This window comes from Methylobacterium sp. J-067 (assembly GCF_022829465.1).
In the GTDB taxonomy this organism is placed as follows: Bacteria; Pseudomonadota; Alphaproteobacteria; order Rhizobiales; family Beijerinckiaceae; genus Methylobacterium; species Methylobacterium litchii.
In genome coordinates, this window is sequence record NZ_JAKSXZ010000085.1 from 1 (window position 1) to 24744 (window position 24744).

Sequence of the window (24744 nt, forward strand, 5' to 3'; positions counted from 1 at the left end):
CAACATCACCGGCGTGGCGCAAGCGGCCGAGGAGACCGGGGCCGCCGCCACGCAGGTGCTCGGCGCGGCCTCGGAACTCTCGCGGCAGTCCGAGCACCTGACGGCCGAAGTCGCCCGCTTCCTGGCGACCGTGCGCGCGGCCTAGCCGTTCGCGAGGCTCGTCGCCGACCCCCTCCGCGCGAGCCACCGCTTGATCTGCGGCCGCGCGACCGGAAAGGTGGGGCATGGCTCGCAAGCGCACTCACCTGACGACCGACATCCTGGCCGATGTCCTGCATCGGCTCGGCATCGGAGCCGCCGCCATCGACCGCGAGGCGTTGCGCCTCCGCATGGAGCTGCCGGAGCACGGCGGCTTCGTCGAGGACGACGCGGTCGCCGCCGCCCTGCGCGACGGCGAGGCGCGACGGGCCTTCGCCGAGACGGGCGTCGCACTCCTCCGGTCCGCGCTCCCGGCGCTGCGGTCCGAACCCGGCCGGGACGGCGACCTCGTCTGGCGGCTTCGGGTGAGCCTCCCGCTGCTGGATGACGGCCGGCTCGATCTCCGCATCGACGTTCCGCCGGGCGAGGCGGCGACGGAGATCCTGGAGGAGATGGCGCTGGGCGACGACCCGGCCCGCCACCTCGACGGCCTGCGCGCGGCCCTCGCCGAGACGAGCGCGGACCTCACGGCCTTGCTGCGCCACGCCGTCGCCCGGCTGCGCGTCCAGATCCGCGAGGACCTGCATGAGACTGGGGCGGACGCGCCGACCTACATCGCCCATCTCGACCGGTCGCTCCGCTCCCGCATCTTCACGCCGGCGCCGAACCTCGCCCGCACCATCGGCGACACGCTCAAGACCGTCCGCGCCCGGGCGAAGGTGGTGGCGCAGGAGGAATCCGGCCGGCGGCGCCTGCGCGATCGGGTCGGGTTCGGCGGCTACATCGACAAGTTCGTGCCCGCCCGCCGGCTGAACCGGCGGATCGTCTTCCACATGGGGCCGACCAATTCCGGCAAGACCTACGCGGCGCTCCAGGCCCTGGCGCAGGCGCAGACCGGCACCTATCTCGCCCCGCTGCGGCTGCTCGCGCTGGAGAATTACGAGGCGCTGCTGGAACGAGGGCTGCGCGCCGGCATGGTCACGGGCGAGGAGATCCTGGGCGAGCCCGACCCCAGCCACACGGCGCGGACTATCGAGACGGCCGACCTGCGCCGCCCGGTCGATGTCGCGGTGATCGATGAGATCCAGATGCTGTCCGATCCCGATCGCGGCTGGGCCTGGACCAACGCCCTGTTCGGCATTCCGGCGAAGACCGTCATCGTCTGCGGCTCGGACGACGCCCTCTCGCATGTCCGCCGCGCGGCGGAGGCGGCCGGGGAATCCCTCGACGTGGTGACCTTCGCGCGCAAGACGCCGCTGGTGGCGCTGGACACGCCCGTCCCCCTCGAATCCGTGCAGCCGGGCGACGCCGTCGTCGCCTTCTCGCGCCGGGCGGTGCACGAGATCCGCGAGACGCTGGTGGCGGAGGGGCGAAGCGTCTCCACGATCTACGGCGCCCTGTCGCCGGAGGTGCGCCGCGCCGAGGCGCGACGGTTCCGCGACGGCGAGGCCGAGGTGCTGGTCACGACCGACGCCATCGGCATGGGCCTCAACCTCGGGCCGCTCAAGCGCGTGATCTTCTCGGCGGTCACGAAGTGGGACGGGACGGCGACGCGCCCCCTCACCAACCCCGAGATCCGGCAGATCGCCGGCCGGGCCGGACGCTTCGGCCATCAGGACGAGGGCCACGTCTCGGCCACGGACGATACGAGCCTCGGGCCGATCCGCGACGCGCTCGCGGGCGCCCCGACGGCGCCTGCCGCCGACACCCGGTTCTATGTCCGGCCGGACCTGATCGCGATCGAGGCGGCGGCCCTGGAACTCGGCACCGCCTCCCTGGCCGAGGTGCTGACCCACTTCGCCCGCGCGACCTTCTACGATGGCTCGCCGTTCCAGCCTTCCGCGATGGAGGAGGCGTTGGAGGCCGCCCGCGCGGTGGACAAGGCCGGGCTCCCGATCCGCGAGGCCTTCGCCTTCGCGGTCGCGCCGATCGACCGCCGCGACGCGGTGTCCACGGGGGTGCTCGACCGCTGGGTCCAGGCCCGCGCGGCCGGCGCGTTCGTCCCCGCCTTGCGGGCCAGCCTCGACGGCGACCTCGGCGACCTGGAGCGCACGGTCAAACTCGCCGCCGCCTATCTGTGGCTGGCGCGCCGCTTCCCCGACACGTTCGATGAGGGCGAGGCCACGAAGGCTCTGCGCAGCCGCGCCAACGCCGCCATCGAGGCGCAGCTGCGGAAAACCGCGTCGGGCAAAGTCGCCGCATAGGCCATGGGTCGGTCTCGCGCGTTCCCCGCCGTGTCCTCACCCGAACGGGAGCCGCGATGTCGAGCCTTGCCGAGCGAAAGGCCCGCCTGATCGTCCACGGCGACCGGCCCTACAACGCCGAACCGCCCCTCGGCCGGCTGCGGGCGGCCTACCGGACCCCGGCGGCGGATTTCTATGTCCGCTCGCACGGCGATCTCCCGGAGCTCGACGCGGAGAGCTGGCGCCTCACCGTCGCGGGCGAAGCCGGCGCCGCGCGGGACTTCTCCCTGCACGACCTGCGGACGGGCTTCCCGGAGGCCACGGTCACGGCGACGATGCAATGCGCCGGCAATCGCCGCGCCGACATGCGCGCGGTGGCCCCGGTCTCCGGCGATCCGTGGGATGCCGGCGCCATCGGGACGGCCGCGTGGACGGGGGTGCGCCTCGGCGACGTCCTGCGCGCCCTGGGCGTCGCGGAGGGCGCGGATCGCCATGTGGCCTTCGAGAGCCACGACAGGGTGGAGGGGCATCCCTACGGAGTGTCGATCCCCCTCGCCAAGGCGATGGCTCCCGAGACCCTGCTCGCCTACGCCATGAACGGGGACCCCCTGTTGCCCGAGCACGGCTTTCCCATCCGTGCGGTCGTGCCGGGCTATGCCGGCGTGCGCAGCCCGAAATGGCTCCGGCACCTCGCCGTGCAGGACCACCCGTCCGACAACCCGATCCAGGCCGGCGATTACAAGCTCTACCCGCCCGACGTGACCGCCGAGACGGCGGACCCGGCCCAGGGCCACACCATCGAGACGATGCCCCTGAACGCCGCGATCTGCGAGCCGCCGCGCGGTGCCGTCGTGAGGGCCGGGACGAACCGGATCCGCGGCTACGCGGTGAGCGGGGACCGGGCCATCGTGCGGGTCGACGTCTCCGGGGACGGCGGCCGGTCCTGGGTGCAGGCCGCGCTGGAGCACGAAACCGGTGCGCCCTTCGCCTGGACCTTCTGGGCGGTGGACCTCGATCTGCCGCCGGGCGAGCACGATCTCGCCGTCCGCGCCTGGGATGCCGCCGGGCAGACGCAGCCGGCGCTGCCGGACGACACCTGGAACCACAAGGGCTACCTCTGCGCCTGCTGGCACCGGGTCCGGGTGAGCGTCGCCGCGTAACCCCTCGGCCGGCGGGTTGGCCCGCCTGCGCCGTGGCTACCGCGCGGTGGGGGCCGCGCTCCCGATGATCGGCGCGCTGATCGCGAGCGCCTTGCCCGTCACGGGTGAATTCGCCATCTGGCCGGTCATCGTCACCGCGAGCACCGCCAGCATCAGGCCGACGCTCCCAATGGATGCGAAATAGACTGGCAGTCGTCCCGAGTCGGGGTGCCCATTCTGGGTGGAATGTCTCTCAGCCAATTCAGTGCCTCATCGGTCCGGTCGATGGATATACGGGAGCAACAGGCCACAGAGACCAAAGGTCCATCCCTGTGGCGCTATCGACGCGATCCCTCGGCGGGGCCATTGACCCCAGCACCGTGCCACAATAGATTATGATCATAATATTTACGGACGGCGACGGGAGCGGGCGATGGATGCGAGATGGGTGATCGGGCTCGCCGGCTTGGCCCTGGCGTCGTGCTCGCCGGCCGAGACCGCCGTGACGCCGGAGCCGCCCCTGGTGCAGACCGTCGCGGTCGCCCCCGCCACGGGGGCGCTCGCGCGCTACACCGGGGTGATCCGGGCCCGCACCGAGAGCAACCTCGGCTTCCGGGTCGGCGGGAAGATCGCGGAGCGCCTCGTCGATCCGGGCGATCACGTCCGTTTGGGGCAGCCGCTGATGCGCCTCGACCGGACGGATTTCAGCCTCGCGCTCAACGCCGCCCGCGCCTCCGTCGAGGCGGCCCGCGCGCAGATGGTCAAGGCCAGGGCCGACGAGGAGCGCAGCCGCAAGCTCGTGGGCGACGGCTGGACCTCCAAGCAGACCTACGACCAGAACAAGGCCGCCGCCGACGCCGCCATCGCCCAGCTCGCCAATGCCGAGGCGCAGGCGAGCCAGATCGCCAACCAAGCGGGCTATTCCGAGCTGCAGGCCGATGCCGACGGCGTCGTGATGGAGGTGCCGAGCGAGCCGGGCCAGGTCGTCGCCGCCGGCCAGACTGTCGTGAAACTCGCCCGCGACGGTGCCCGCGAGGCGGAGGTGTTCCTGCCCGAGGCGAGCCGGCACCTCGCGAAGGGCACGGCCTCGGCGACCCTCTACGCCGAGGGCGAGGCCACCTATCCGGCGCGCCTCCGCGAATTGTCGGCCACCGCCGACCCCGCGACCCGCACCTACCGCGCCCGCTACATCCTCTCCGGCGGGGGCGAGGCCGCGCCGCTGGGGGCGACCGTCACCCTCCGGCTGAAGCCGGCACAGGGACAGGTGGCGATGGTCTCGGTGCCGCTGGGCGCCCTGTTCGACCAAGGCGGCGGCTCGGCCGTCTGGCGCTACGACGCCGACACCCAGACCGTCGCGGCGCAGCCCGTCACCGTGGCACGCCTGTCGGAGGAGAGCGCGGAGGTCGCCGCCGGCCTGAATCCCGGCGACCGGATCGTGTCGCTCGGCGCCCACCTGCTGAAGGCCGGGCAGCCGGTTCGGCAGGCCGCCACGGGCTTGACGGGAGCCGTCCGATGAACGCCTCGGCCTTCAACCTCTCGGCCCTGGCGGTGCGCGAGCGCGCCGTCACGCTGTTCCTCCTGCTCGCCGTCACGGCGGCGGGGATCTTCGCCTTCGAAAAGCTGGGCCGGGCGGAGGATCCGACCTTCACGGTGAAGACGATGGCGGTCTCGGCGGCGTGGCCCGGCGCGACCACCGACGAGATGCAGCGGCAGGTCGCCGACCCGCTAGAGAAGCGCCTGCAGGAACTCGTCTATTACGACCGGGTCGAGACGACGCTCCGCCCCGGCCTGATGCTGATGAAGGTGTTCTTCCGGGATTCGATGCCCCCGGCGAAGCTCCCCTCGGAGTTCTATCAGGCGCGCAAGAAGCTCTCGGATCAGGCCTCCACCCTGCCGCGCGGCGTGCTCGGGCCGCTGTTCAACGACGAGTTCTCGGACGTCTACTTCGCCCTCTACGCGCTCCAGGCGCAGGGCCTGCCGCACCGGGCGCTCGTGCTGCGGGCCGAGGATCTGCGCCAGCGGCTCCTGCGCGTGCCCGGCGTCGAGAAGATCAACATCCTCGGCGAGCAGGCGCAGAAGATCTTCGTGGAGGTCTCCTACCAGCGCCTCGCGACCCTCGGCATCACCGGGCAGCAATTGCTGGCGGCGCTGGCCAACCAGAACGACGTGACGCCGGCCGGCTTCGTGGAGGCCGAGGGCCCGCGCGTGTACCTGCGCCTCGACGGCGCCCTCGACGGGCTCGACGCGATCCGCAACCTGCCGGTGGCGGCGGGCGAGCGCAGCCTCAAGCTCGGCGACATCGCGGAGGTGAAGCGCGGCTACGAGGACCCGAAGACCTTCGCGATCCGCAACGACGGCGAGCCGGCCCTGATGCTCGGCCTCGTGATGAAGCCCGGCTTCAACGGCCTCAGCCTCGGCGAGGCGTTGAACCAAGAGGAGGTCGCGATCCACCACGACCTGCCGGTGGGCATGACCTTCACCAAGATCACCGATCAGGCGAAGGTCATCGACGAGGCGATCCACGAGTTCATGGTGAAGTTCTTCACCGCCCTCTCGGTGGTGATCTTCGTGAGCCTCGTGGCGCTGGGATTCCGCGTCGGCCTCGTGGTGGCGCTCGCCGTGCCGCTCACCCTCTCGGCGGTGTTCGTGGTGATGATGATCACCGGCCGCGACTTCGACCGCATCACGCTGGGCGCGCTCATCATCTCGCTCGGCCTCCTCGTGGACGACGCGATCATTGCCATCGAGATGATGGTGGTGCGCATGGAGGAGGGCGCCGACCGGGTCTCGGCGGCGACCCACGCCTGGAGCGCCACCGCCGCGCCGATGCTCACCGGCACCCTCGTCACCATCGCGGGCTTCCTGCCCGTGGGCTTCGCTGCCTCCACGGCGGGCGAATATGCCGGCAACATCTTCTGGGTGGTGGCCTTCTCGCTGATCGTCTCGTGGATCGTGGCCGTGACCTTCACGCCCTATCTCGGCGTGAAGCTCCTGCCCGCCATCAAGCGCGTCGAGGGCGGGCACGCGGCGATCTACGCCACGCGGAACTACCAGCGCCTGCGCCGGGTGGTGCGGTTCTCGGTCGATCACAAGTGGATGGCGGCGGGCATCACCGTGGCTTTGTTCGCGGCGGCCGTCGTCGGCATGGGCCGGGTCGAGAAGCAGTTCTTCCCGAACTCGGAGCGCGCCGAACTCATCGTGGAGGTGACGCTGCCGACCGGCTCCGCCTTCGCGACCACCGAGGCCAGCGTGAAGCGCGTCGAGGCGGCCGTGCGCGCGTTGCCGGAGGCGCGCGAGATCACGAGCTACATCGGCCAGGGCATGCCGCGCTTCGTGCTCTCCTTCGATCCCGAACTGCCGGACCCCGCCTTCGCACAGATCGTGGTGCAGACCGCCGATTCCCACGCCCGCGACGTGCTGCGCGGCAAGGTGCGCCACCTCGTGGACGAGGGGCGCTTCCCCGAGGCGCGGGTGCGCGTCCTGCAGATCGTGTTCGGGCCGCCGGTGCGCTTTCCCGTGGCCTTCCGGGTGGTCGGCCCCGACCTCGATGTCATCCGCGGCATCGCGGCGGAGGTGCGGGACGTCATGATGGCCAACCCCAACATGCGCCTCGTCCACCTCGACTGGGGGAACCGGACGCCGACCCTGCACCTCGCCCTCGACCAGGAGCGCCTGCGCCTGATCGGCCTGACGCCGAAGGAGGCGGGCCAGCAACTGCAGAGCTACCTCAACGGCACCCCCGCCACCCAGGTGCGCGAGAACCTGCGTTCCGTGGACGTGCTCCTGCGCAGCCCCGGCCCGGAGCGCCGCTCGCTCGGCGACATCGGCGACCTGACGCTCGCCACGAAGGACGGACGGCAGGTTCCGCTCTCGCAGGTGGCGCATCTGGAGAGCCGCAACGAGGACGCGGTGCTCAAGCGCTACAACCGCGAGACCTATATCCGCGTGCAGGGCGACGTGCTCGACGGCCGGCAGCCGCCGGACATCCACGCGGAGGTCGTCCCCGCCCTCGCGGCGATCAAGGCGAAGCTGCCGCCGGGCTACCGCATCGACACGGCCGGCTCGGTCGAGGAAAGCGAGAAGGCGATGAAGGCCCTGGTGACGGTCTTCCCGCTGATGCTGATCGTGACGCTGACGGTCATCATGCTGCAGGTGCGCTCGTTCACCACCATGTTCATGGTGTTCGCCACCGCGCCGCTCGGCCTCGTCGGCGCCGTCCCGACGATGCTGATCTTCCACCAGCCCTTCGGCTTCAACGCGATCCTCGGGCTGATCGCGCTGTCGGGCATCCTGATGCGCAACACGCTGATCCTCGTGGACCAGATCCACCACGACCGGGCGGCGGGGCTGTCCGACTACGAGGCGATCGTCGAATCGACGGTGCGCCGGGCCCGTCCGGTGATCCTGACGGCGGCGGCGGCGATGCTCGCCTTCATTCCGCTCACCCACTCGGTGTTCTGGGGGGCGCTGGCCTACGTGCTGATCGGCGGCGTCGGGGTCGGGACGCTGCTGACCCTCCTGTTCCTGCCGGCCCTCTACGCCCTATGGTTCCGGGTGGCGCGGGAGCCGCGCGGGGCGGACGCCTCCGGGCACGGCATCGCGGCGCCCGGCCTTCTATAGATGACATGACGCATCTATATGAGGCTGAGGAACGCCGAAGGATCAGGCCATGCCGAGAGTGTCGCAGGAGCAGGCGAGGATCAACCGGCAGCGCGTGGTCGAGGTCGCGGCGGCCCTGTTCCGCGAGCGCGGCCTCCACGGCGTCGGGGTGGTCGACATCATGGCGGCCGCCGGCCTGACCCATGGCGGCTTCTACGGCCAGTTCGCCAACAAGGATGCCCTGGCGGCGGAGGCGTTCGACGCGGCCCTCGCCGAGGAACACCGGGGCACCACGGATACCGTGGTCGAGAACTACCTCTCGCTCGGCCACGTGAAGACGCCGGGACGGGGCTGCCCCCTGGCCGCGCTGGCGAACGACGTCTCCCGCGAAGGGGCGGGCAGCCTCGTCCGGGCGCGGTTCACGAAGGGCGTGGAAGGGCTGGCCGCCCTCTTCGCCGGCCTGACGCCCAAGGCCTCGAAGGAGCGCCGGCGCCAGCGCGCCCTGGCGACGATGGCCACCCTCGTCGGTGCGGTCGTCCTGGCCCGCGCCGTCGATGACGAGGACTTGGCCAAGGAACTGCTCCAGGCGGCGCAGGAGTCCGTCGCGTCCTGATCGCTCCCCGTCCACGCCGCATGGCCAGTGCGTCACCGCACCCGATCGCGGGGCCCCGGCCGAACACGGCTTGCCATTATAGATTATGATCGTAATCTAATTGACGAACGCGGCCGCATGGGTGGCCGCAGGGAGACGACGATGAGCCAGATCTCAACCAAGAGTTCGTCCAAGACCGCGATCGTCACCGGGGCCTCGTCCGGGATCGGGCTCGAAACCGCCAGGGCCCTGCGGGCGGCCGGCTACCGCGTCTACGGCACGAGCAGGAAGCCCGCCGCCGTGGGCGGCGAGATCCCGCTGCTCGCCTGCGACGTCACCGACGACGCGTCCGTCGCGGCGATGGTCGAGACCGTGTTCGGCGAGACCGGCCGCATCGACCTTCTGGTCAACAATGCCGGGTTCGGGATCAGCGGCGCGGCCGAGGAATCCTCGATCGGGCAGGCCCAGGCGATGTTCGACGTCAACCTGTTCGGCCTGATCCGCACGACCCGCGCCGTCCTGCCCATCATGCGGTCCCAGAAGGCGGGGCGCATCGTCAACATCAGCTCGATCCTGGGCTTGGTCCCCGCGCCGTACATGGCCCTCTACGGCGCCAGCAAGCACGCGGTCGAAGGCTATTCGGAATCGCTCGATCACGAGGTCCGCGACCAGGGCATCCGGATCGTCCTCGTGGAGCCCGCCTACACGCGCACACGCTTCGACCAGAACCTCGTGCGGCCCGACGCACCGCTGGACCTCTACGCGGCCGAGCGCACGAAGCGGGACCACTTCATGGACGAGGTCATGAAGACCGGCGACGCGCCCGAGGTGGTGGCGAAGGTCGTTGTGGCGGCGGCGACCGCCTCGGTGCCCAAGCGCCGCTACACCGCCGGGTCGAAGGCGCGTCAGGTCAGCCTGCTGCGCCGGTTCGTCCCGGGCGGCGCCTTCGACCGGAGCTTCCGCAAGGAGATGCATCTCCCCCGGATCGCGTAACCGCGGATTGGGCCGCCGCGAATCGCGGTGGCGTGGTAGCCTGATGCCGTGAGAACCGAGACGCCACCCTTCAGCTACGGGCTGCTGCCGCCCCTCGAGCGCTTCCGAGACATCTTCGACGATGCCCTGTACGCGCCCGTGCCCGATGCGTGGTGGATCGCATCGAGCGACGTCACGATGTCCACGGCGGCCATCGAGGAGGGGCGCTACCGGGCGGTGAACCTCGCGGGCGCCGCCGCCATCGCGTCCATCCGCAACGCCTTGCCCGGCCGCGAGGTCCCCTTCGTCTTCGGCGGCGACGGGGCCAGCGTCCTGATCCCGCCCGACGCGCGGGCGATGGTGGAGGCGGCGCTGGCGGCGACGGTGACCTGGGCGCGCGAGGAACTCGGCCTGACCCTGCGCGCGGGCCTGATCCCCGTCGCGGCGGTGCGCGAGGCGGGGCTCGACCTGCGCGTCGCCCGCTACCAAGCCTCCGCCGACATCGCCTACGCGATGTTCACCGGGGGCGGGCTGGCCTGGGCGGAGGCGGCCATGAAGACCGGCCGCTTCGCGGTGGCGCCCGCCGCCGGGGGGACGCGCCCCGACCTCACCGGCCTGTCGTGCCGCTTCAAGCCGGTCGGCCGGCGGGGCGATCCCATCCTCTCACTGATCGTGGTCCCGCGCGACGGGGCGGATCGGGCGGCGGTACGCGCCGTGCTGGAGGGCGTGATCGCCGCCATCGACGAGGGGCCGGACATGGGCTGCCCCCTCCCGGAGGGGGGACCGCCGATGGGCGCCCCCTGGACCGGTCTGCGGGACGAGGTGCGCGTCGCCGGCCCCCTGCGGGGCGCATTCGCCCTGCGCTGCGCCGTGGCCTTCGCGCGGCGCTGCGTCTCCTTCGCCATCTTCCGCTTCAACCTCACGGTCGGCCGGTTCTCGCCCAAGACCTACATCCGCCAGCTCGTCGCCAACGCCGACTTCCGCAAATACGACGACGGCCTGCGCGTGACCGTCGCCTGCCCGCTGCGCACCGTCGACCGGATCGAAGCCATGCTGGAGGCGGCCCGGGCCGAGGGCCTGGTGCGGTATGGCCTGCACCGGCAGGAGGCGGCGGTGGTGACCTGCATCACGCCCTCGCCCCTGCGCGCCGATCACCTGCACTTCGTCGATGGCGCCGGAGGCGGCTACGCCCGCGCGGCGCAGAACCTGAAGCGGGCGGTCGGGTGAGCCCGGCGGCGATCCCCTTCCTGGCGGGGCTCGACCCCGCCGCCGCCTCGGCCGTCGGGCGGCGGTTCGCCTCCGTCGCGGTCGCGGGCGGCGTGCCGGTGTTCGAGCAGGGGGAGGAGGGCGACGCGCTCTACATCCTCGTCTCCGGCGCGGTGGGCATCTCCGCCCGCGATCCCCGGGACGGGCAGACCCGGCGCCTCGCCCGCCTGACGCCGCCGGAGGCGTTCGGCGAGATGGCGCTCCTCTCCCACGAGCCGCGCTCGGCGACGGCCACGGCCCTGCGCGACACGCATCTGCTGCGCCTCGGGCGCTCCGCCTTCGAGGAGATCGTCGCCGAGCATCCCTCGACGCTCCTGTACGTCGCCCGCCTCCTGGCCGAACGCCTGCGCGTCGCCTCCGGGGGCCATTCCTTCGACCATCCGCCCCGCAGCTTCGCGGTGCTCGCCATAACGGACGGCCCCGACGCGGCGGCCTTCGGCCATGACCTCGCCCGCGCCTTCGACGAGGCCCTGCCGGGGACGACCGGCTGCCTGACGGACTGGCCGGAGGGCGCCGATGAGACGTGGTTCCACGAGTACGAGACGCGGCACGCCCGCACGATCTTCGTGGCCCACCGCGTCACCGATTGCCCCTGGTGCAAGCTCTGCCTTCGGCATGCCGACCACATCCTGCTCCTCGCCGAGCCGGAGACGCCGCCGCGTCCGGGGGCGGCGGCCTGCATCGAGCCCCTCCGCTCGGCCTGGATCCAGATCGACCTCGCCATCCGCCAGCCGGCGGGCGTGTCCCTCCCGCGCCCGCTCCATCCGGCGGTCGCCGCCCTGCCGTCCTCGATGCGGATCCAGGTCCGCGACGGCCACGTCCGGGACCGGGCGCGGCTGGCGCGGCTCGCCATCGGCAAGGCCCGCGGCCTCGTCCTCGGCGGCGGCGGCGCGCGGGGCCTCGCCCATCTCGGCGTCCTCGAAGCCCTGGCGGAGGCGGACTTCCCCGTGGATTTCGTCGGCGGCACCAGCATGGGGGCCATCGTCGCGGCGAGCGTCGCGATGGACCTCGGCCCGGCCGAGATCCGGGACAGGATGGAGGCGACCTTCGTCGGCCGGAACCCGCTGAACGACTACACGCTGCCGTTCCACGCCCTGACGCGGGGACTGAAGGTCGACACCGCGCTCCGCGAGAGCTTCGGCGCGGCCCGGATCGAGGAATTGTGGCTCCCCTACCTCTGCGTGTCCTCGAACCTCACGACGGGCGCGGCCATGGTCCACCGCAGCGGCGACCTCGCCACCGCGCTGCGCGCCAGCATCGCCATCCCCGGCCTGCTGCCGCCCGTCGTCTCGGAGGAGGGCATCCTCGTGGACGGCGGCATGATGAACAACCTGCCGGCGGACGTGATGGCGGGGCTGGGGCGGGGGCCGGTCCTGGCCATCGATGTCGGCAGCGACCGCGCCTTCACCGGGATGCCGGCGCGCTCGTGGACGGGCCATCTCGTCCGCCGCCTGCTCGGCCTGCCGGATGCGATGCCAGGGATCGCGCCGCTGCTCCTCCGGGCGGCGACCGTGTCGAGCGACGCCCAGACCATGATGTCGGTCAGCCGCGCCACGGTGGTGCTCAAGCCGCCCCTGGAAGGGGTCGACCTGCGGGATTGGTCGAGCTTCGAGACGACCGCCGCCCTCGGCTATCGCTGCACCCGCGAGGCGATCGACGCGAAGGGGCTCGCAGGCTGGGCGTGAGGGCGTGCAGGTGCGCCCGCACACCGGGGCTCCGACCGGGCCGGTAACGGGCTTGGCCCTCAGGCGAATGACGTCCTGAGACATCCGCCTAGCGCAGGAAGCCGCCATGCCCGTTCCGACCCCCGTTCCCACGACCCACGGATTCCGCCTGACCTCGCCGCCGGCCGCGCCGGGCCTTTGGCATCGCGTGGCGGGCGAGGTCGCGGAGGCCCTGGCCGCCTCCTTCCTGGCAGTTGCGGCCGGGGTGCCTCTGCGCTCAGCATACAAGCTGATTCCCGACGGAGAGGAGTGACCCCGTCGAACCCTGCTGTCCGGAGATCCACCGATGCGCGTCGTCGTCGACCTCAACCGCTGCCAGGGTTACGCGCAGTGCTGCTACGCGGCCCCGGACTCCTTCGAGCTGCGGGGGCACGAGATCCTGTTCTACGATCCCGCGCCGCCCGATGAGGCCCGGCCCCGGATCGAGCGGGCGCAGCAGGCCTGCCCCGTCCGGGCGATCAGCATCGAGCCGGCCAGCCTCGACCGGGAGGACGCGCTATGACCGGCGATCCCGGAATCGTGATCGTCGGCGCCTCGCTGGCGGGATTGCGCGGCGCCGAGGCCCTGCGCGAGGGCGGCTACGACGGGCCGCTCACCCTCGTCGGCGACGAGCCCTACCGGCCCTACGACCGGCCGCCGCTGTCGAAGCACGTCCTTGCGGGGGAATTGCCGCCCGAGGCCACCGCCCTGCCGCAGCAGCGGCCCCTGCGGGCCCACTGGCGCCTCGGCCAGCCCGCCACCGCCCTCGACCGGACGCGCAAGGCGATCCGCCTCGGCGACGGCAGCGAGGTGCCCTACACCAAGCTCCTGATCGCGACGGGGGCGCGGGCCAGACCCTGGCCGGGGGAGGGCGCCCACCTCGCCGGGGTGTTCACCATTCGCGGCCGGGACGATGCCGCCGCCCTGCGGCTGGCCCTCGCCCGACCGCCCAAGCACGTCCTCGTCATCGGCGCGGGGCTGATCGGCTGCGAGGCCGCCTCCTGCTGCCGCGACCTCGGCGTGCCGGTGACGCTGGCCGATCCCAATCCGACGCCCCTGGCCCGCGTGCTCGGGACCCTCGTCGGCGGGACGATCGTCGAATGCCTGCGCCGGGCGGACGTCGCGTATCGCGCCGGCACGAAGGTCCGCGCCCTTATGGGAGAGGGGGGCCACGTCGCCGGGGCCCACCTGCACGACGGCGGGCTCATCGAGACGGATTGCGTCATCGTCGCGCTCGGGGCGGTCCGCGACACGGAATGGCTGGCGCAAGGAGGCCTGCGCGCCGACGCGGGCGGGCTGACCTGCGACGCGGCCTGCCGGGCGCTCACCCGCGCGGGCGATCCCGATCCCGACATCGGCGCGGCGGGCGACGTCGCGCGCTGGCCGAACCCCCTCTATGGCGGGCGGGAGATGACGGTCGAGCATTGGGGCAACGCCGTGGAGCAGGCGGCGCACGCGGCGCGCAGCCTGCTGCGCCCGGACGATCCGCGTCCCTACCGGCACCTTCCTGCGTTCTGGTCGAGCCAGTTCGGGATCAACATCAAGGCGGTCGGCCTCGCCGAGGGGGCGGATGCCGTGGCCATCGTCCAGGGCGACCGGGCGGCGCAGCGCTACCTCGCCGTCTATGGCCGGAGCGGGCGCAGCATCGCGGCGGTGTCCTTCGATCAGGCGCGCTGGCTGCCCTCCTACGCGGACCGGATCGCCGAGGGGGCGGCGTTCCCGCCGATCCTCGACGCCACCGACCAGGGCCGGGTCGAGATCCTGGCGCCGGGCTTCCCGCCGGCCCGCCCCGGCCCGGCCGCCGACGAACGGATGCGGGAGATGGCCCATGTCTGAGGACGCGCTGTTCGCGGAGGTGCTCGATCCGGCCAACCGCGCCGACCCCTACCCGATCTACGCGCGGCTGCGGCGGACCCCCGTCTCCCGCCAGCGCGACGGCGCCTATGTCGTCAGCACGCACGCCGCGATCCGCAGCCTGCTCTTCGACCCCCGCCTCAGTTCCGAGGACCTGCCGCCCTCGCGGCGGCCGCGCACCGGCAACCCGCTGACGGACTGGGTCCTCAATCCCATCAAGAACCGGGTGGCCAACGCCCACCGTCCGCTGATCTTCCGCGACCCGCCGGCCCACGACACCCTGCGCGGCTTCGTGATGAACGAGTTCACCATCGCGCGGGTCAACGGCCTGCACGGGCGGGTCGGGGCGCTGGTGGACACGCTCATCGAGCAATGCCGGGGGCGCGACACGGTGTGCCTCGTCGACGACCTGTCCTATCCGCTGCCGGTGGCGGTGATCTGCGAATTGCTCGGCGTGCCGGAGGCGGACGAGCCGCAATTCCACGCCTGGGCGACGCAACTGGCCACGGCTTTGGAGCCGGATGCCCGCCGGGACGACGAGGCCCGCCGGGTGACGGTGACGACCTTCGACGCCATCGCCGCCTACATGCGCCGTCTGATCCGGGAGAAGCGGCGCCACCCCGGCGACGACATGCTGAGCGGCCTGGCCCGGCCCGGCCGCGCCGGGGCGCCCGCCATGGGCGACGTGGACCTCATCGCGACGGCGGTCCTGCTCCTCGTCGCGGGGCACGAGACCACGGTGAACCTCATCACCAACGGCATGCTGACCCTGCTCAGGCACCCGCACGAACTCGACCGGCTGAAGGCCGATCCCGAGCGGGCGCCGCGCCTGATCGAGGAGCTTCTGCGCTACGAGCCGCCCGTCCACTTCCGGACGCGCAAGGCCCTCGGCGCCATCGAGATCGCCGGCACGACGATCCCGAAGGGCGCGCCGGTCATCCTGCTGTTCGCCTCCGGCAACCGCGACCCCGAGCGCTTCGCGGACCCGGATCGCTTCGATCCCGACCGGGCGGACAACCAGCATTTCGGGTTCGGGGGCGGGCTCCACTATTGCGTCGGCGCGCCGCTCGCCCGCATCGAGGCGGAGATCGCCCTCGTCACCCTCTGCCGCCGCCTCGTCCGGCCGACCCTGCTCGACGACCCGCCGCCCTACCGCGCCGGGGCGTCCCTGCGCGGCCCCAGCAACCTCGGCATCCGCATCGCCGGCATCGCCTGAACGCCGTCGCGCGCGGGCAGCCCCCAGCCCTTCACGAGGGCGTAGACGGCGGGGATCACGAGGAGGGTCAGCACCGACGAGGAGACCATGCCGCCGATCATCGGCACGGCGATGCGCTGCATCACCTCGGACCCGGCGCCCGCGCTCCAGAGGATGGGCAGGAGCCCCACCATGATGGCGACGACCGTCATCATCTTCGGGCGCACCCGCTCCACCGCGCCGACCATGATGGCGCGGCGCAGGTCCGCCTCTGTCGGGGGGCGCCCCTCGCGCCCGCATGCGGCCCGCGCCTCGTCCCAGGCCTGGTCGAGATAGACCAGCATGATCACCCCGGTCTCGGCGGCGACGCCGGCCAAGGCGATGAAGCCCACCGCCACGGCCACCGACAGGTTGAAGTCCATCCACCACAGCAGCCACACCCCGCCCACCAGGGCGAAGGGCAGGGACAGCATGACGATGAACGTCTCGGTCAGCCGCCGGAAGTTCAGGTAGAGGAGCAGGAAGACGACGAGCAGCGTCAGCGGCACCACGATCCTCAACCGCGCCTCGGCCCGTTCGAGATATTCGTATTGCCCGCTCCATTGCAGCGTGGTGCCCGGCGGGAGCCTCACCCCCTCGGCCACGGCCCTTTGCGCGGCGGCGACGTAGCCGCCGAGATCCCGCCCCGCGATGTCGATGAAGAGATAGACCGCGAGCCGGCCGTTCTCGGTGCGGATCGCGGTCGGCCCCCGCGCCAGCGCGACCGTGGCGACCTCGCGCAGGGGCACCGTCCCGCCCGCCGGCAGGGGCACCTGCACCTCGTCCGCGATGGCCCTCGGGTCCGAGCGGAGGGCGCGGGGGTAGCGCACGTTCACGGTGTAGCGCTCGCGGCCCTCGACCGTGTTCGTCACCGTCTGCCCGCCGAGCGCCGTCGCGATGACGTCCTGCACGTCGCCGACCGTCAGGCCGTAGCGACCCAGCGCCTCGCGGTCGGGGGTGATGTCGAGGAAGTAGCCGCCGATCACCCGTTCGGCATAGGCGCTCGCGGTGCCCGGCACGGCCCGCACGAGAGCCTCGACCTGCCGGGCGACGCCCTCCATCCGGGTCAGGTCGGTGCCGAGCACCTTCACGCCGACGGGGGTGCGGATGCCCGTCGAGAGCATGTCGATCCGGGCGCGGATCGGCTGCGTCCAGGCGTTCGAGACGCCGGGGAATTGCAGCGCCGCATCCATCTCGGCCTTCAGGCTCGCAAGCGTCACGCCCGGCCGCCAGTCCGCCTTTGGCTTCAGGGCGATGATCGTCTCGAACATCTCCATCGGCGCCGGGTCGGTGGCGGTGTTGGCGCGCCCGGCCTTGCCGTAGACCGAAGCCACCTCGGGGAAGCCCTTGATGATGCGGTCCTGGGTGGCCAGCAGTTCGCCCGCCTTGGTCACGGAGAGACCGGGCAAGGTCGTCGGCATGTAGAGCAGGCTGCCCTCGTCGAGGTCGGGCATGAATTCCGAGCCGAGCTGCCGCGCGGGCCAGAGCGTCGCCGCCAGGACGCCGAAGGCGACGAGGAGGGTGAGGCCGCGCGCCCGCAGCACGCCCGCGATGAGCGGGCGGTACAGCCGGATCAGCAGGCGGTTCAGCGGATTGCGGTGCTCCGGGACGATCCGCCCGCGCACGCACAGCACCATCAGCGCCGGGACGAGCGTCACCGACAGGAGCGCCGCCGCCGCCATGGCGAAGGTCTTCGTGGTGGCGAGCGGCCCGAACAGCCGGCCCTCCTGGCTCTCCAGGGTGAAGATCGGCAAGAAGCTCACGGTGATGACGAGGAGGGAGAAGAACAGCGACGGCCCGACCTCGGAGGCCGCCTCGATCAGGATCGCGACGCGGGGCCTGCCCGGCGGCGCCCGCTCCAGGTGCTTGTGGGCGTTCTCGATCATCACGATGGCGGCGTCGATCATGGCGCCGACGGCGATGGCGATGCCCCCCAGCGACATGATGTTGGCGCCGAGCCCCAGGGCCTTCATGCCCGCCAGCGCCATCAGGATTCCCACCGGCAGCATCAGGATGGCCACCAGGGCGCTGCGCACATGCAGCAGGAACACGACACAGACGAGGGAGACGATCAAGCTCTCCTCGACCAGCGTCCGGCGCAGGGTGTCGATGGCCGCCTCGATCAGCTGCGAGCGGTCGTAGACGGGCAGGATCTCCGTGCCGGGCGGCAGGCTGCCGGCGATCTCCGCGAGCTTCGCCTTCACGCCCTCGATGACGGTGAGGGCGTTCGCGCCGAAGCGTTGCAGCACGATGCCGCCCGCGACCTCGCCCTCGCCGTTCATTTCGGTGAGGCCGCGCCGCTCGTCCGGCCCGAGCTCGACCCGCGCGACGTCCCGCACCCGCAGGGGCGTGCCGGCGGCGGTCTTGAGCACGATGTCCTCGATGTCGGCGACGCTCCTCAGGTAGCCGCGCCCGCGCACCATGAACTCGAACTCGGAGAGTTCGACCGTGCGCCCGCCGACATCGGCGTTGCTGGCGCGGATGGCCTCCCGCAGCCTAGCGAGGGAGATCCCCTGCGCCCGCAGGCGGTTCGGATCGACCACGACGGTGTATTGCTTCACGAAGCCGCCGACGCCCGCGACCTCGGCCACGCCCTCCGCCCGCGACGCCCCGAAGCGGACCACCCAATCCTGCAGGGAGCGGAGTTCGGCGAGCGTCCGCTCCTTCGCGACGACGACGTATTGATAGACCCAGCCCACCCCCGTCGCGTCGGGGCCGAGGGTCGGCGTCACCCCGGCGGGCAGGCGGCTCGCCACGCCGTTGAGGTATTCGAGCACCCGCGAGCGGCCCCAATACGGATCGGTGCCGTCCTCGAAGATCACGTAGACGAAGGACACGCCGAAGAACGAGAAGCCCCGCACCACCTTGGCCTTCGGCACCGTCAGCATGGCGGTGGTGAGCGGATAGGTGACTTGGTCCTCGACCACCTGCGGGGCCTGCCCCGGATACTCGGTGTAGACGATGGCCTGCACGTCCGAGAGGTCGGGGATGGCGTCGAGGGGCAGGGTCCGCAGGGCCAGCACGCCGGCCACGACGGCGAAGATTGTCCCGGTCAGCACGAGGACGAGGTTGCGGGCCGACCAGCCGATGAGGCGGGCGATCATGGCCGCGCCCCGCCATTGGCGGCCTGCCGGCCGTCCTGGGGCTCGGCGAGGGAGCGCAGCGCCGCCTTCAGGCTGCTCTCGGCATCGATCAGGAAGTTCGCCCCCGTGACCACCCGGTCGCCGACCGAGAGTCCGTCGCGGATCTCGGTGTAGCCCCCGCCGCGCAGGCCGACCGTCACGTCCGTCGGCGTGAAGCGGCCCTCGCCGCGATCGATGAGCACGAGGGGCCGCTCCCCCGTGTCGAGGATGGCGTCGTCGGGAACGGCCACCACCGGCGTCGCGTCCCCGGTGGCGATCTCGACGTCGGCGTACATGTCGGGCAGCAGCGTCCCGTCCGGGTTCGGCAGCTCGATCCGAACCCGCGTGGCCCGCGTCTCCGGGTTCACCTGCGGGTAGATCACCGCCACCCGGCCCGCGATGGCCCGGCCCGGAGCCGAGCGCAGCCGCACGGTGGCGGCCTGTCCCACGCGCACGGCCGCGAGGTCGCGCTCAGGCACGTCGGCCAGCACCCACATCGTCGCGATGTCGCCGATGCGGAACAGGGTGTCGCCGGCCCCCGCCTTCATCCCCTCGACGGCGTTCCGCTGCAGGACGACGCCGTCGCGCGGGGAGGACCACGTGATCGCCATCGGTACCGTGCGGGTGCGCTCGATCTCCGCGATGACCTCCGCCGAGACGTTCAGGTTCTGCAGGCGACGCCGGGCGCCGTCGAAGCCGGGATTGGCGATCAGCTGGGCGGCGGCGGCGTTGATCTCCGGGGAGTAGACGTGGACGAGGGGCTGGCCCTTCCGCACCCTGTCGCCGGTCGTGACGGGTTCGACGCGGTCGACATAGGCGTCCGAGCGGGTCGCCACGACGGTGACGCGACGCTCGTCGAGGGCGATGGTGCCGGGCACGCGCACCGGCCGGGCCACCACGCGCCGCGCGACGACTTCGGTGCGCACCCCCGTGCGCTGGATCTTGCCCGGCGAGAGGGTAACGGTGGACCCGTCCTCGTCCTCCCCCGCATGGACGGGGATGTACTCCATCCCCATCGCATCCTTCTTCGGCACCGGAGACGTGTCCGGCAGGCCCATCGGGTTGCGGTAGTAGAGGATCGGCCGGGCGGCGGCGGGCGTCGCTGCCTCGTTCGCGTCGGCCCCGTCGAAGCTCACGTCCTCGCTCGCCTGCACCGGCCGGAACGCCCGCCCGTCCGCCGTCGCCCTCGGCGCGGCGGAGTAGGCCGGGTTCCCGTCCGGGTCCCGGTAATAGACCACCGGCCCGGTGGCCGGCGCATGCGCGGCCGGCGCGGGAGCGGGACCGTTCCCGTGCCCCGCGACGTAGCCGGCTCCCCCCGCCGCCAGCGCGGCGAGGATCCCGGCGAACCATGCCGCCCGGCTCATTTGACGGCCTGGAAGACGAGCCTGTCCTCGACCGTGCCGGCCTCGCCCTGGACCTTGGCGCCGAGGGAGAGCCGCCAGTTCCCGGCCATCGTCAGCTTGGTCTTGAAGCGGTAGAGGCCCGGCTCCGTCGCGGGCAGCGGCTCGATCTTCGTCGTCATGGTCTCCATGTCGTCGGGGGCCATGTCCAGACGCGTGGCGAAGATCACGGCGTCGGGCACCGCCTTGCCGCTGCGCTTGTCCACGAGCCGGACGGCGACGATGGCCTCGCCCTGCTTCATCTCCTTCTGCGTTAGCTCGAAGGCGTAGTCCTTGATGTCGGCGAGGGCGGGCAGGGCCGACAGCGCGGCGCCGAGCAGCGCGGCCGGCAGGGCGCGCGCGAAGGGGTTCCTGGTCACGGGACTGATCTCCTGAACACGATGGGTTTGGGCGCGCGGGCGCGCGTCACCGTGCCGGCGCAAGCGCCGGCGGCATCGGGTTCAGGCTCGGGGGGGCTCGGGTAACGGTGGCCCGTGCAGGCTAACGAAGGAATCCGGCTCCGGCCAGAGTACGCTCGTCCGCGTCGCCGCCGGCACCGGGACGCGCAAAGCGGCCGGCAGCAGGGAGGCCATGCTAGCGAGGCACAGGGCCATCAGCGGGCAGCCCTTGGCGCAGTCCGGCTTGGGGGCCTCGGCCTTCGGGCAGCAGGGCATGTCGTCCATGTCCATGCCAGCCATGTCCATATCGGACATGTCGGAAGCCATGGCCGCGTGATGGCTCGACGCCATCGGCGCGTGCATCCCCGCGGTGGCCGCAGGGGCGGCCACCGGCGTCAGGGCGAGGCTGAGGACCGCGAGGAGCGGCAACAGTTGCCGGAGGGCGAGCCGGAGGGTCACGCGCCAAGGATGCCAAATTCCGGGGCCGCGCGGAAGTCCTCCCGGCCGCTCGTGTCGTCCGCCGGCCCCGCGTGGTAGAGGCACGACGTCACGCTCACGGTCCTCCCGATGCCACGGCCCCCGCTTCGCGCCCGCCCGCGCCGTCCCGCCACGCCGCGTGGCACCCGGTAGCCCGCCCCGGCCCGAGGCCCGCCGCTGGCCGGTGATCTCCGCCCTCGGCATCGTGGAGATCCTTGCCTGGGGCTCCTCGTTCTACCTGCCGGCGGTGCTCGCCGGCCCGATCGCCGGGGACACCGGGTGGCCCCTGGCCTGGGTGGTCGGCGGCCTCGCCCTCGGCCTGCTCGCCGCCGCCTACGCCTCGCCCCATGTCGGGGTGGCGATCCACCGCCACGGGGGCCGCCCGGTGCTGGCGGCGGCGGCGCTGCTCCTGGCGGCCGGGCTCACCACCCTGGCCCTGGCGCCGGCCCTGCCGGTCTACCTCGCCGGCTGGCTACTCCTCGGCCTCGGCATGGGATGCGGCCTGTACGATCCGGCCTTCGCCACCCTGGGACGCCTCTACGGCGCGCAGGCGCGGCCGGCGATCACCACCCTGACCCTGTGGGGCGGGTTCGCGAGCACCGTGTGCTGGCCGCTCTCGGCGTTCCTCGTCGCCCAGGTCGGCTGGCGGGGCACCTGCCTCGCCTATGCCGGGCTGCACCTCGGGATCACCCTGCCGCTGGTGCTCTGGCTCATCCCGAAAGCCCCCGCGCTGCCAACGGCGGCGGCGCACCGGACAGGGGGCACCGGCCCGCTCTCCGCCTCGGAATGGCGGGCCTTCCTGCTCTTCGCCGGGGCGCTGATCCTCGGCGGCGCGATCATGTCGCTGGTGTCGGTGCATCTGCTGACGCTGCTGCAGGCGCGGGGCGTGGCCCTGGCCTCGGCCGTCTCCTACGGGGCGCTGATCGGCCCGGCGCAGGTGGGCGCGCGCATCGTGGAGATGTCCTTCAAGGGGCGGCATCACCCGCTCTGGACCCTGACGGCGGCCCTGGGTCTCGTCGCCCTCGGCCTGATGCTGCTCGCCCTCGGCCTGCCCGGCGTCGGACTCTGGCTGGTGCTCTACGGCGGCGGCAACGGGATCTATTCCATCGCGCGGGGGACGGTGCCCCTCGCGCTGTTCGGCCCCGCGCGCTACCCGCTCGTGGTCGGTCGCCTCGCCCGGCCAGGGCTGGTGGCGCAGGCGCTGGCCCCGCCGGTCGGGGCCTTCGTGCTGACCCAGGCCGGCCCCGACGCCCTCTGGTGGCTCCTGCTCGCCCTGAGCCTCGCCAACCTCGCCTGCGTCGGCGCGCTGTGGCGGGTCCGGTAGCCCGGCCCCCGCCTCACACGCGGCCGGGGATCGCTTCGCGCAGGGTCCGCTCGGTCTCGGCGTTCTCGATGCGGTTGATCAGGCGGTTGGTCTCGTGCTCGTCGCGCAGGGTCTTGGCCAGGGTGAAGGCCGAACTCAGCGACAGCAGCGCCGCCATGGCGAGATAGCCCTTCGTCCAGGTGTCGATGTTGGCGAAGAAAACACCGATACCGAGCATGGCGACGGCGAGGCCGAAGCTGACGAAGGTGAAGGCCTTCCAGGCGGGGGTGTGGGGCATCTGGGGGGTCATGGGCGTGCTCTTTTCGGGGGGTTACGGGGAGGGGGCGGGGTCAGGCGGCCTTGGCGCGGATGCGCCCGAGGATCGCGGCGGGATCGGTGCAGATCTTGCCGTAGCCGGCCGCGTCGAGGCGTTCCTCGATGGCGTGCGGGGCCCCGTCGAGGGCAGCGAGCGCGGTGTCGACGTCGGCCTCGGCGGCTTGGCGTCCGCGCAGCTGCACCAGGGTGGCCTCGGCGTCCTGCAGGGCGCCCGAGGCGTGGGCGATGCCGCGCCGGCCGTTGGCCCCCGCCCGGCGGACGGCCTCCGTGGCGCGGGCCGCCTGGAGCCCGCGATCCAGGTCGCGCAGCAGGTCGCTCAGGGTCTTCAACATGTGACACCCCTTTCGAGGGAACGGCCGGCCCGCGTCGCGAGCTAACTTGAACGCCGTTCACGAAATGAGATATACCCGTCTCGAACTGCGATGCAAGGCCTTTCGTGAACGACGTTCCAAGAAAGTTGGGCCGCCCGTCCAAATCCGACCTGACGCGGGCCGAGGAGCGATTCGCCCTTGCGCGGATCGCCCTCGAACTGATCGAGCAGGGCGGGCTGGAGGCCCTGACCGCGCGGGCCGTCGCCGAGCGCGCGGGCATGTCGGTGGGGGCCGTCTACAAGGCGTTCGGCGATCTGGAGGCGCTGCGGCTCGAAGCCAACGCCATCACCATGCGCGACATGCGGAGGGTGCTCGAAGCCTCTCTGGACCGCAGCGCCGGCGCCCCGGCGACGGAAAGGCTGCTCGCCCTGGCGGATGCCTATGCCGGCTTCGCGCGGCTGCGCCGCAAGGCCTGGACCGCCATGCTCGCCCCCCGCGTCTCGGACACGCCGCCGGAGATGGCAGGCGAGATCGCGGCCCTGTTCGGGTTGATCGGCGGCGTGCTCACGGAGACCGGCCGCGTCCCGGAGGTGGAGATCCCCATCGCGGTGAAGGCGCTCTGGGCGAGCGTCCACGGTATGGTGCATCTCGGGGAGACGAACGGGCTCGGCCCGATCTCCCCCGACGACGTGCCGCGCATGACGCGCCTGCTGGTGACGGCGGCGTTGCGCGGGCTGGTGGGCGAGCCACCCCCCTGATCCATACCGCGCTCGTCTGGACGGCAATGTAATAGATATTTGACGTCTCGCTGGCGCGGCAGGAGTGTGACGGGGCCATGATCGGCCATGGCGTGGCGACGGTGGCGACCGCCACCCCCGAACCGGGAGACCTTCATGACCGCGCCGTCCTACAACCCCGCCTGCGGGGGCCTGCCGCCGCAAACGGCTCTGATGACCGGCCGGGCCGTCTTCACCGAAGCCTATGCCGTGCTGCCCCACGGGGTGATGAGCGACATCGTCACGAGCCTTCTGCCAGGCTGGGAGCGGAGCCGGGCCTGGATCCTCGCGCGGCCCCTGTCGGGCTTCGCGGAGACCTTCGCGCAATACCTGATGGAGGTCGCCCCCGGCGGCGGCAGCGAGCGGCCCGAGCCGGACCCGCAGGCTCAAGGCGTGCTCTTCGTGGTGGAGGGCACGCCGCGCCTCGTGCTCGACGGGCGGGCGCACGCGCTGCGGCCGGGCAGCTACGCCTATTGCCCGCCGGGCGCCGCCTGGAGCCTGCGCAACGACGGGGAGGGCCCGGCCCGCTTCCACTGGATCCGCAAGTCCTACGAGCGCGCCGCCGGCCTCGATGCGCCCGACGCCTTCGTGACCCACGAATCCGCCGTCGAGCCCGCGAGCATGCCCGGCACCGACGGCGCCTGGGCGACGACGCGCTTCGTCTCCCCCGACGACCTGCGCCACGACATGCACGTGAGCATCGTGACCCTTCGGCCGGGCGGCTCGATCCCCTTCGAGGAGACCCATGTGATGGAACACGGGCTGTCCGTGCTCGAAGGCAAGGCGGTCTACCGGCTCAACCGCGACTGGGTCGAGGTCGAGGCCGGGGACTTCCTGTGGCTGCGCGCCTTCTGCCCGCAGGCCTGCTACGCGGGCGGGCCCGGCCCCTTCCGCTACCTCCTGTACAAGGACGTGAACCGGCACGCTGCCCTCGGCCCGCGCCGGTCGGCCCTCTAAGGCGG

General features: G+C 72.3%; 21 protein-coding genes and 1 pseudogene. 16 read left to right on the forward strand and 6 right to left on the reverse strand.

Going from position 1 to position 24744, the window contains the following annotated elements; genetic code table 11:
• The 13 genes and pseudogenes from MKK52_RS08720 to MKK52_RS08785 all read left to right on the forward strand — a co-directional run.
• Nucleotides 1–145, forward strand: a pseudogene (locus MKK52_RS08720) (methyl-accepting chemotaxis protein); the annotation flags it as partial.
• A 79-nt stretch (nucleotides 146–224) separates the two neighbouring features.
• Entirely contained in the window at nucleotides 225–2342 is a 2118-nt protein-coding gene (locus tag MKK52_RS08725; protein ID WP_243953413.1) for a helicase-related protein, read from the forward strand.
• A 56-nt stretch (nucleotides 2343–2398) separates the two neighbouring features.
• On the forward strand, nucleotides 2399–3481 hold the full coding sequence (locus tag MKK52_RS08730) for a molybdopterin-dependent oxidoreductase (RefSeq protein ID WP_243953414.1): 1083 nt from the start codon (nucleotides 2399–2401) through the stop codon (nucleotides 3479–3481).
• Between the two features lie 412 nt (nucleotides 3482–3893).
• Nucleotides 3894–4976: an efflux RND transporter periplasmic adaptor subunit gene (locus tag MKK52_RS08735; RefSeq protein ID WP_243953415.1), complete on the forward strand. Its 1083-nt coding sequence runs from the start codon at nucleotides 3894–3896 to the stop codon at nucleotides 4974–4976.
• A complete protein-coding gene (locus MKK52_RS08740) occupies nucleotides 4973–8080 on the forward strand; it encodes an efflux RND transporter permease subunit (RefSeq protein WP_243953416.1) in 3108 nt (1035 codons plus the stop codon). Before MKK52_RS08735 ends, MKK52_RS08740 begins: the two co-directional genes overlap by 4 nt.
• Before the next feature lie 49 nt (nucleotides 8081–8129).
• Nucleotides 8130–8672 (forward strand): TetR family transcriptional regulator, encoded by a 543-nt coding sequence (locus MKK52_RS08745; protein ID WP_243953417.1) that lies wholly within the window; start codon nucleotides 8130–8132, stop codon nucleotides 8670–8672.
• Between the two features lie 141 nt (nucleotides 8673–8813).
• Nucleotides 8814–9644 carry an oxidoreductase gene (locus MKK52_RS08750; protein ID WP_243953418.1) on the forward strand — a complete coding sequence of 277 codons (831 nt, stop codon included), beginning with the start codon at nucleotides 8814–8816 and terminating at the stop codon, nucleotides 9642–9644.
• A gap of 48 nt (nucleotides 9645–9692) precedes the next feature.
• Nucleotides 9693–10850 (forward strand): DUF3095 domain-containing protein, encoded by a 1158-nt coding sequence (locus MKK52_RS08755; RefSeq protein WP_243953419.1) that lies wholly within the window; start codon nucleotides 9693–9695, stop codon nucleotides 10848–10850.
• A complete protein-coding gene (locus tag MKK52_RS26910; RefSeq protein WP_313898740.1) occupies nucleotides 10847–12574 on the forward strand; it encodes a patatin-like phospholipase family protein in 1728 nt (575 codons plus the stop codon). Before MKK52_RS08755 ends, MKK52_RS26910 begins: the two co-directional genes overlap by 4 nt.
• A gap of 106 nt (nucleotides 12575–12680) precedes the next feature.
• Nucleotides 12681–12866 carry a hypothetical protein gene (locus MKK52_RS08770; protein ID WP_243953420.1) on the forward strand — a complete coding sequence of 62 codons (186 nt, stop codon included), beginning with the start codon at nucleotides 12681–12683 and terminating at the stop codon, nucleotides 12864–12866.
• 33 nt (nucleotides 12867–12899) lie between these two features.
• Nucleotides 12900–13115, forward strand: a complete 216-nt coding sequence (locus tag MKK52_RS08775; RefSeq protein WP_243953421.1) for a ferredoxin — start codon at nucleotides 12900–12902, stop codon at nucleotides 13113–13115.
• Entirely contained in the window at nucleotides 13112–14428 is a 1317-nt protein-coding gene (locus tag MKK52_RS08780; RefSeq protein WP_243953422.1) for an NAD(P)/FAD-dependent oxidoreductase, read from the forward strand. Before MKK52_RS08775 ends, MKK52_RS08780 begins: the two co-directional genes overlap by 4 nt.
• On the forward strand, nucleotides 14421–15662 hold the full coding sequence (locus tag MKK52_RS08785; RefSeq protein WP_243953423.1) for a cytochrome P450: 1242 nt from the start codon (nucleotides 14421–14423) through the stop codon (nucleotides 15660–15662). The genes MKK52_RS08780 and MKK52_RS08785 overlap by 8 nt, the downstream gene beginning before the upstream one ends.
• On the opposite strand, the gene MKK52_RS08790 is transcribed toward MKK52_RS08785, so the two are convergent.
• From MKK52_RS08790 to MKK52_RS08805, 4 genes are all read right to left on the reverse strand, one after another.
• The gene (locus MKK52_RS08790) at nucleotides 15596–18784 is read right to left on the reverse strand and encodes an efflux RND transporter permease subunit (protein WP_243953424.1); all 3189 of its coding nucleotides are present in this window, start codon (nucleotides 18782–18784) and stop codon (nucleotides 15596–15598) included. The two genes, MKK52_RS08785 and MKK52_RS08790, sit on opposite strands and share 67 nt — an antisense overlap.
• Nucleotides 18781–20166 carry an efflux RND transporter periplasmic adaptor subunit gene (locus tag MKK52_RS08795; RefSeq protein WP_243953425.1) on the reverse strand — a complete coding sequence of 462 codons (1386 nt, stop codon included), beginning with the start codon at nucleotides 20164–20166 and terminating at the stop codon, nucleotides 18781–18783. The genes MKK52_RS08790 and MKK52_RS08795 overlap by 4 nt, the downstream gene beginning before the upstream one ends.
• A complete protein-coding gene (locus tag MKK52_RS08800; protein WP_243953426.1) occupies nucleotides 20163–20561 on the reverse strand; it encodes a FixH family protein in 399 nt (132 codons plus the stop codon). Before MKK52_RS08800 ends, MKK52_RS08795 begins: the two co-directional genes overlap by 4 nt.
• Nucleotides 20562–20642: 81 nt before the next feature.
• Nucleotides 20643–21038 carry a hypothetical protein gene (locus tag MKK52_RS08805; RefSeq protein ID WP_243953427.1) on the reverse strand — a complete coding sequence of 132 codons (396 nt, stop codon included), beginning with the start codon at nucleotides 21036–21038 and terminating at the stop codon, nucleotides 20643–20645.
• Between the two features lie 157 nt (nucleotides 21039–21195).
• On the opposite strand from MKK52_RS08805, the gene MKK52_RS08810 reads away from it, so the two are divergent.
• Nucleotides 21196–22380, forward strand: coding sequence for an MFS transporter (locus tag MKK52_RS08810; protein WP_243953428.1), 1185 nt, complete (start codon nucleotides 21196–21198; stop codon nucleotides 22378–22380).
• 13 nt (nucleotides 22381–22393) lie between these two features.
• On the opposite strand, the gene MKK52_RS08815 is transcribed toward MKK52_RS08810, so the two are convergent.
• Both MKK52_RS08815 and MKK52_RS08820 read right to left on the reverse strand, forming a co-directional pair.
• Nucleotides 22394–22669, reverse strand: coding sequence for a YiaA/YiaB family inner membrane protein (locus MKK52_RS08815; protein ID WP_243953429.1), 276 nt, complete (start codon nucleotides 22667–22669; stop codon nucleotides 22394–22396).
• Nucleotides 22670–22709: 40 nt separating this feature from the next.
• The gene (locus MKK52_RS08820) at nucleotides 22710–23027 is read right to left on the reverse strand and encodes a hypothetical protein (protein WP_243953430.1); all 318 of its coding nucleotides are present in this window, start codon (nucleotides 23025–23027) and stop codon (nucleotides 22710–22712) included.
• Between the two features lie 125 nt (nucleotides 23028–23152).
• Between MKK52_RS08820 and MKK52_RS08825 the strand changes: the two genes are divergently transcribed.
• On the forward strand, nucleotides 23153–23764 hold the full coding sequence (locus MKK52_RS08825) for a TetR/AcrR family transcriptional regulator (RefSeq protein ID WP_243953431.1): 612 nt from the start codon (nucleotides 23153–23155) through the stop codon (nucleotides 23762–23764).
• A 135-nt stretch (nucleotides 23765–23899) separates the two neighbouring features.
• Nucleotides 23900–24739 (forward strand): bifunctional allantoicase/(S)-ureidoglycine aminohydrolase, encoded by an 840-nt coding sequence (locus tag MKK52_RS08830; RefSeq protein ID WP_243953432.1) that lies wholly within the window; start codon nucleotides 23900–23902, stop codon nucleotides 24737–24739.
• The last annotated feature ends 5 nt before the right edge of the window (nucleotides 24740–24744 follow it).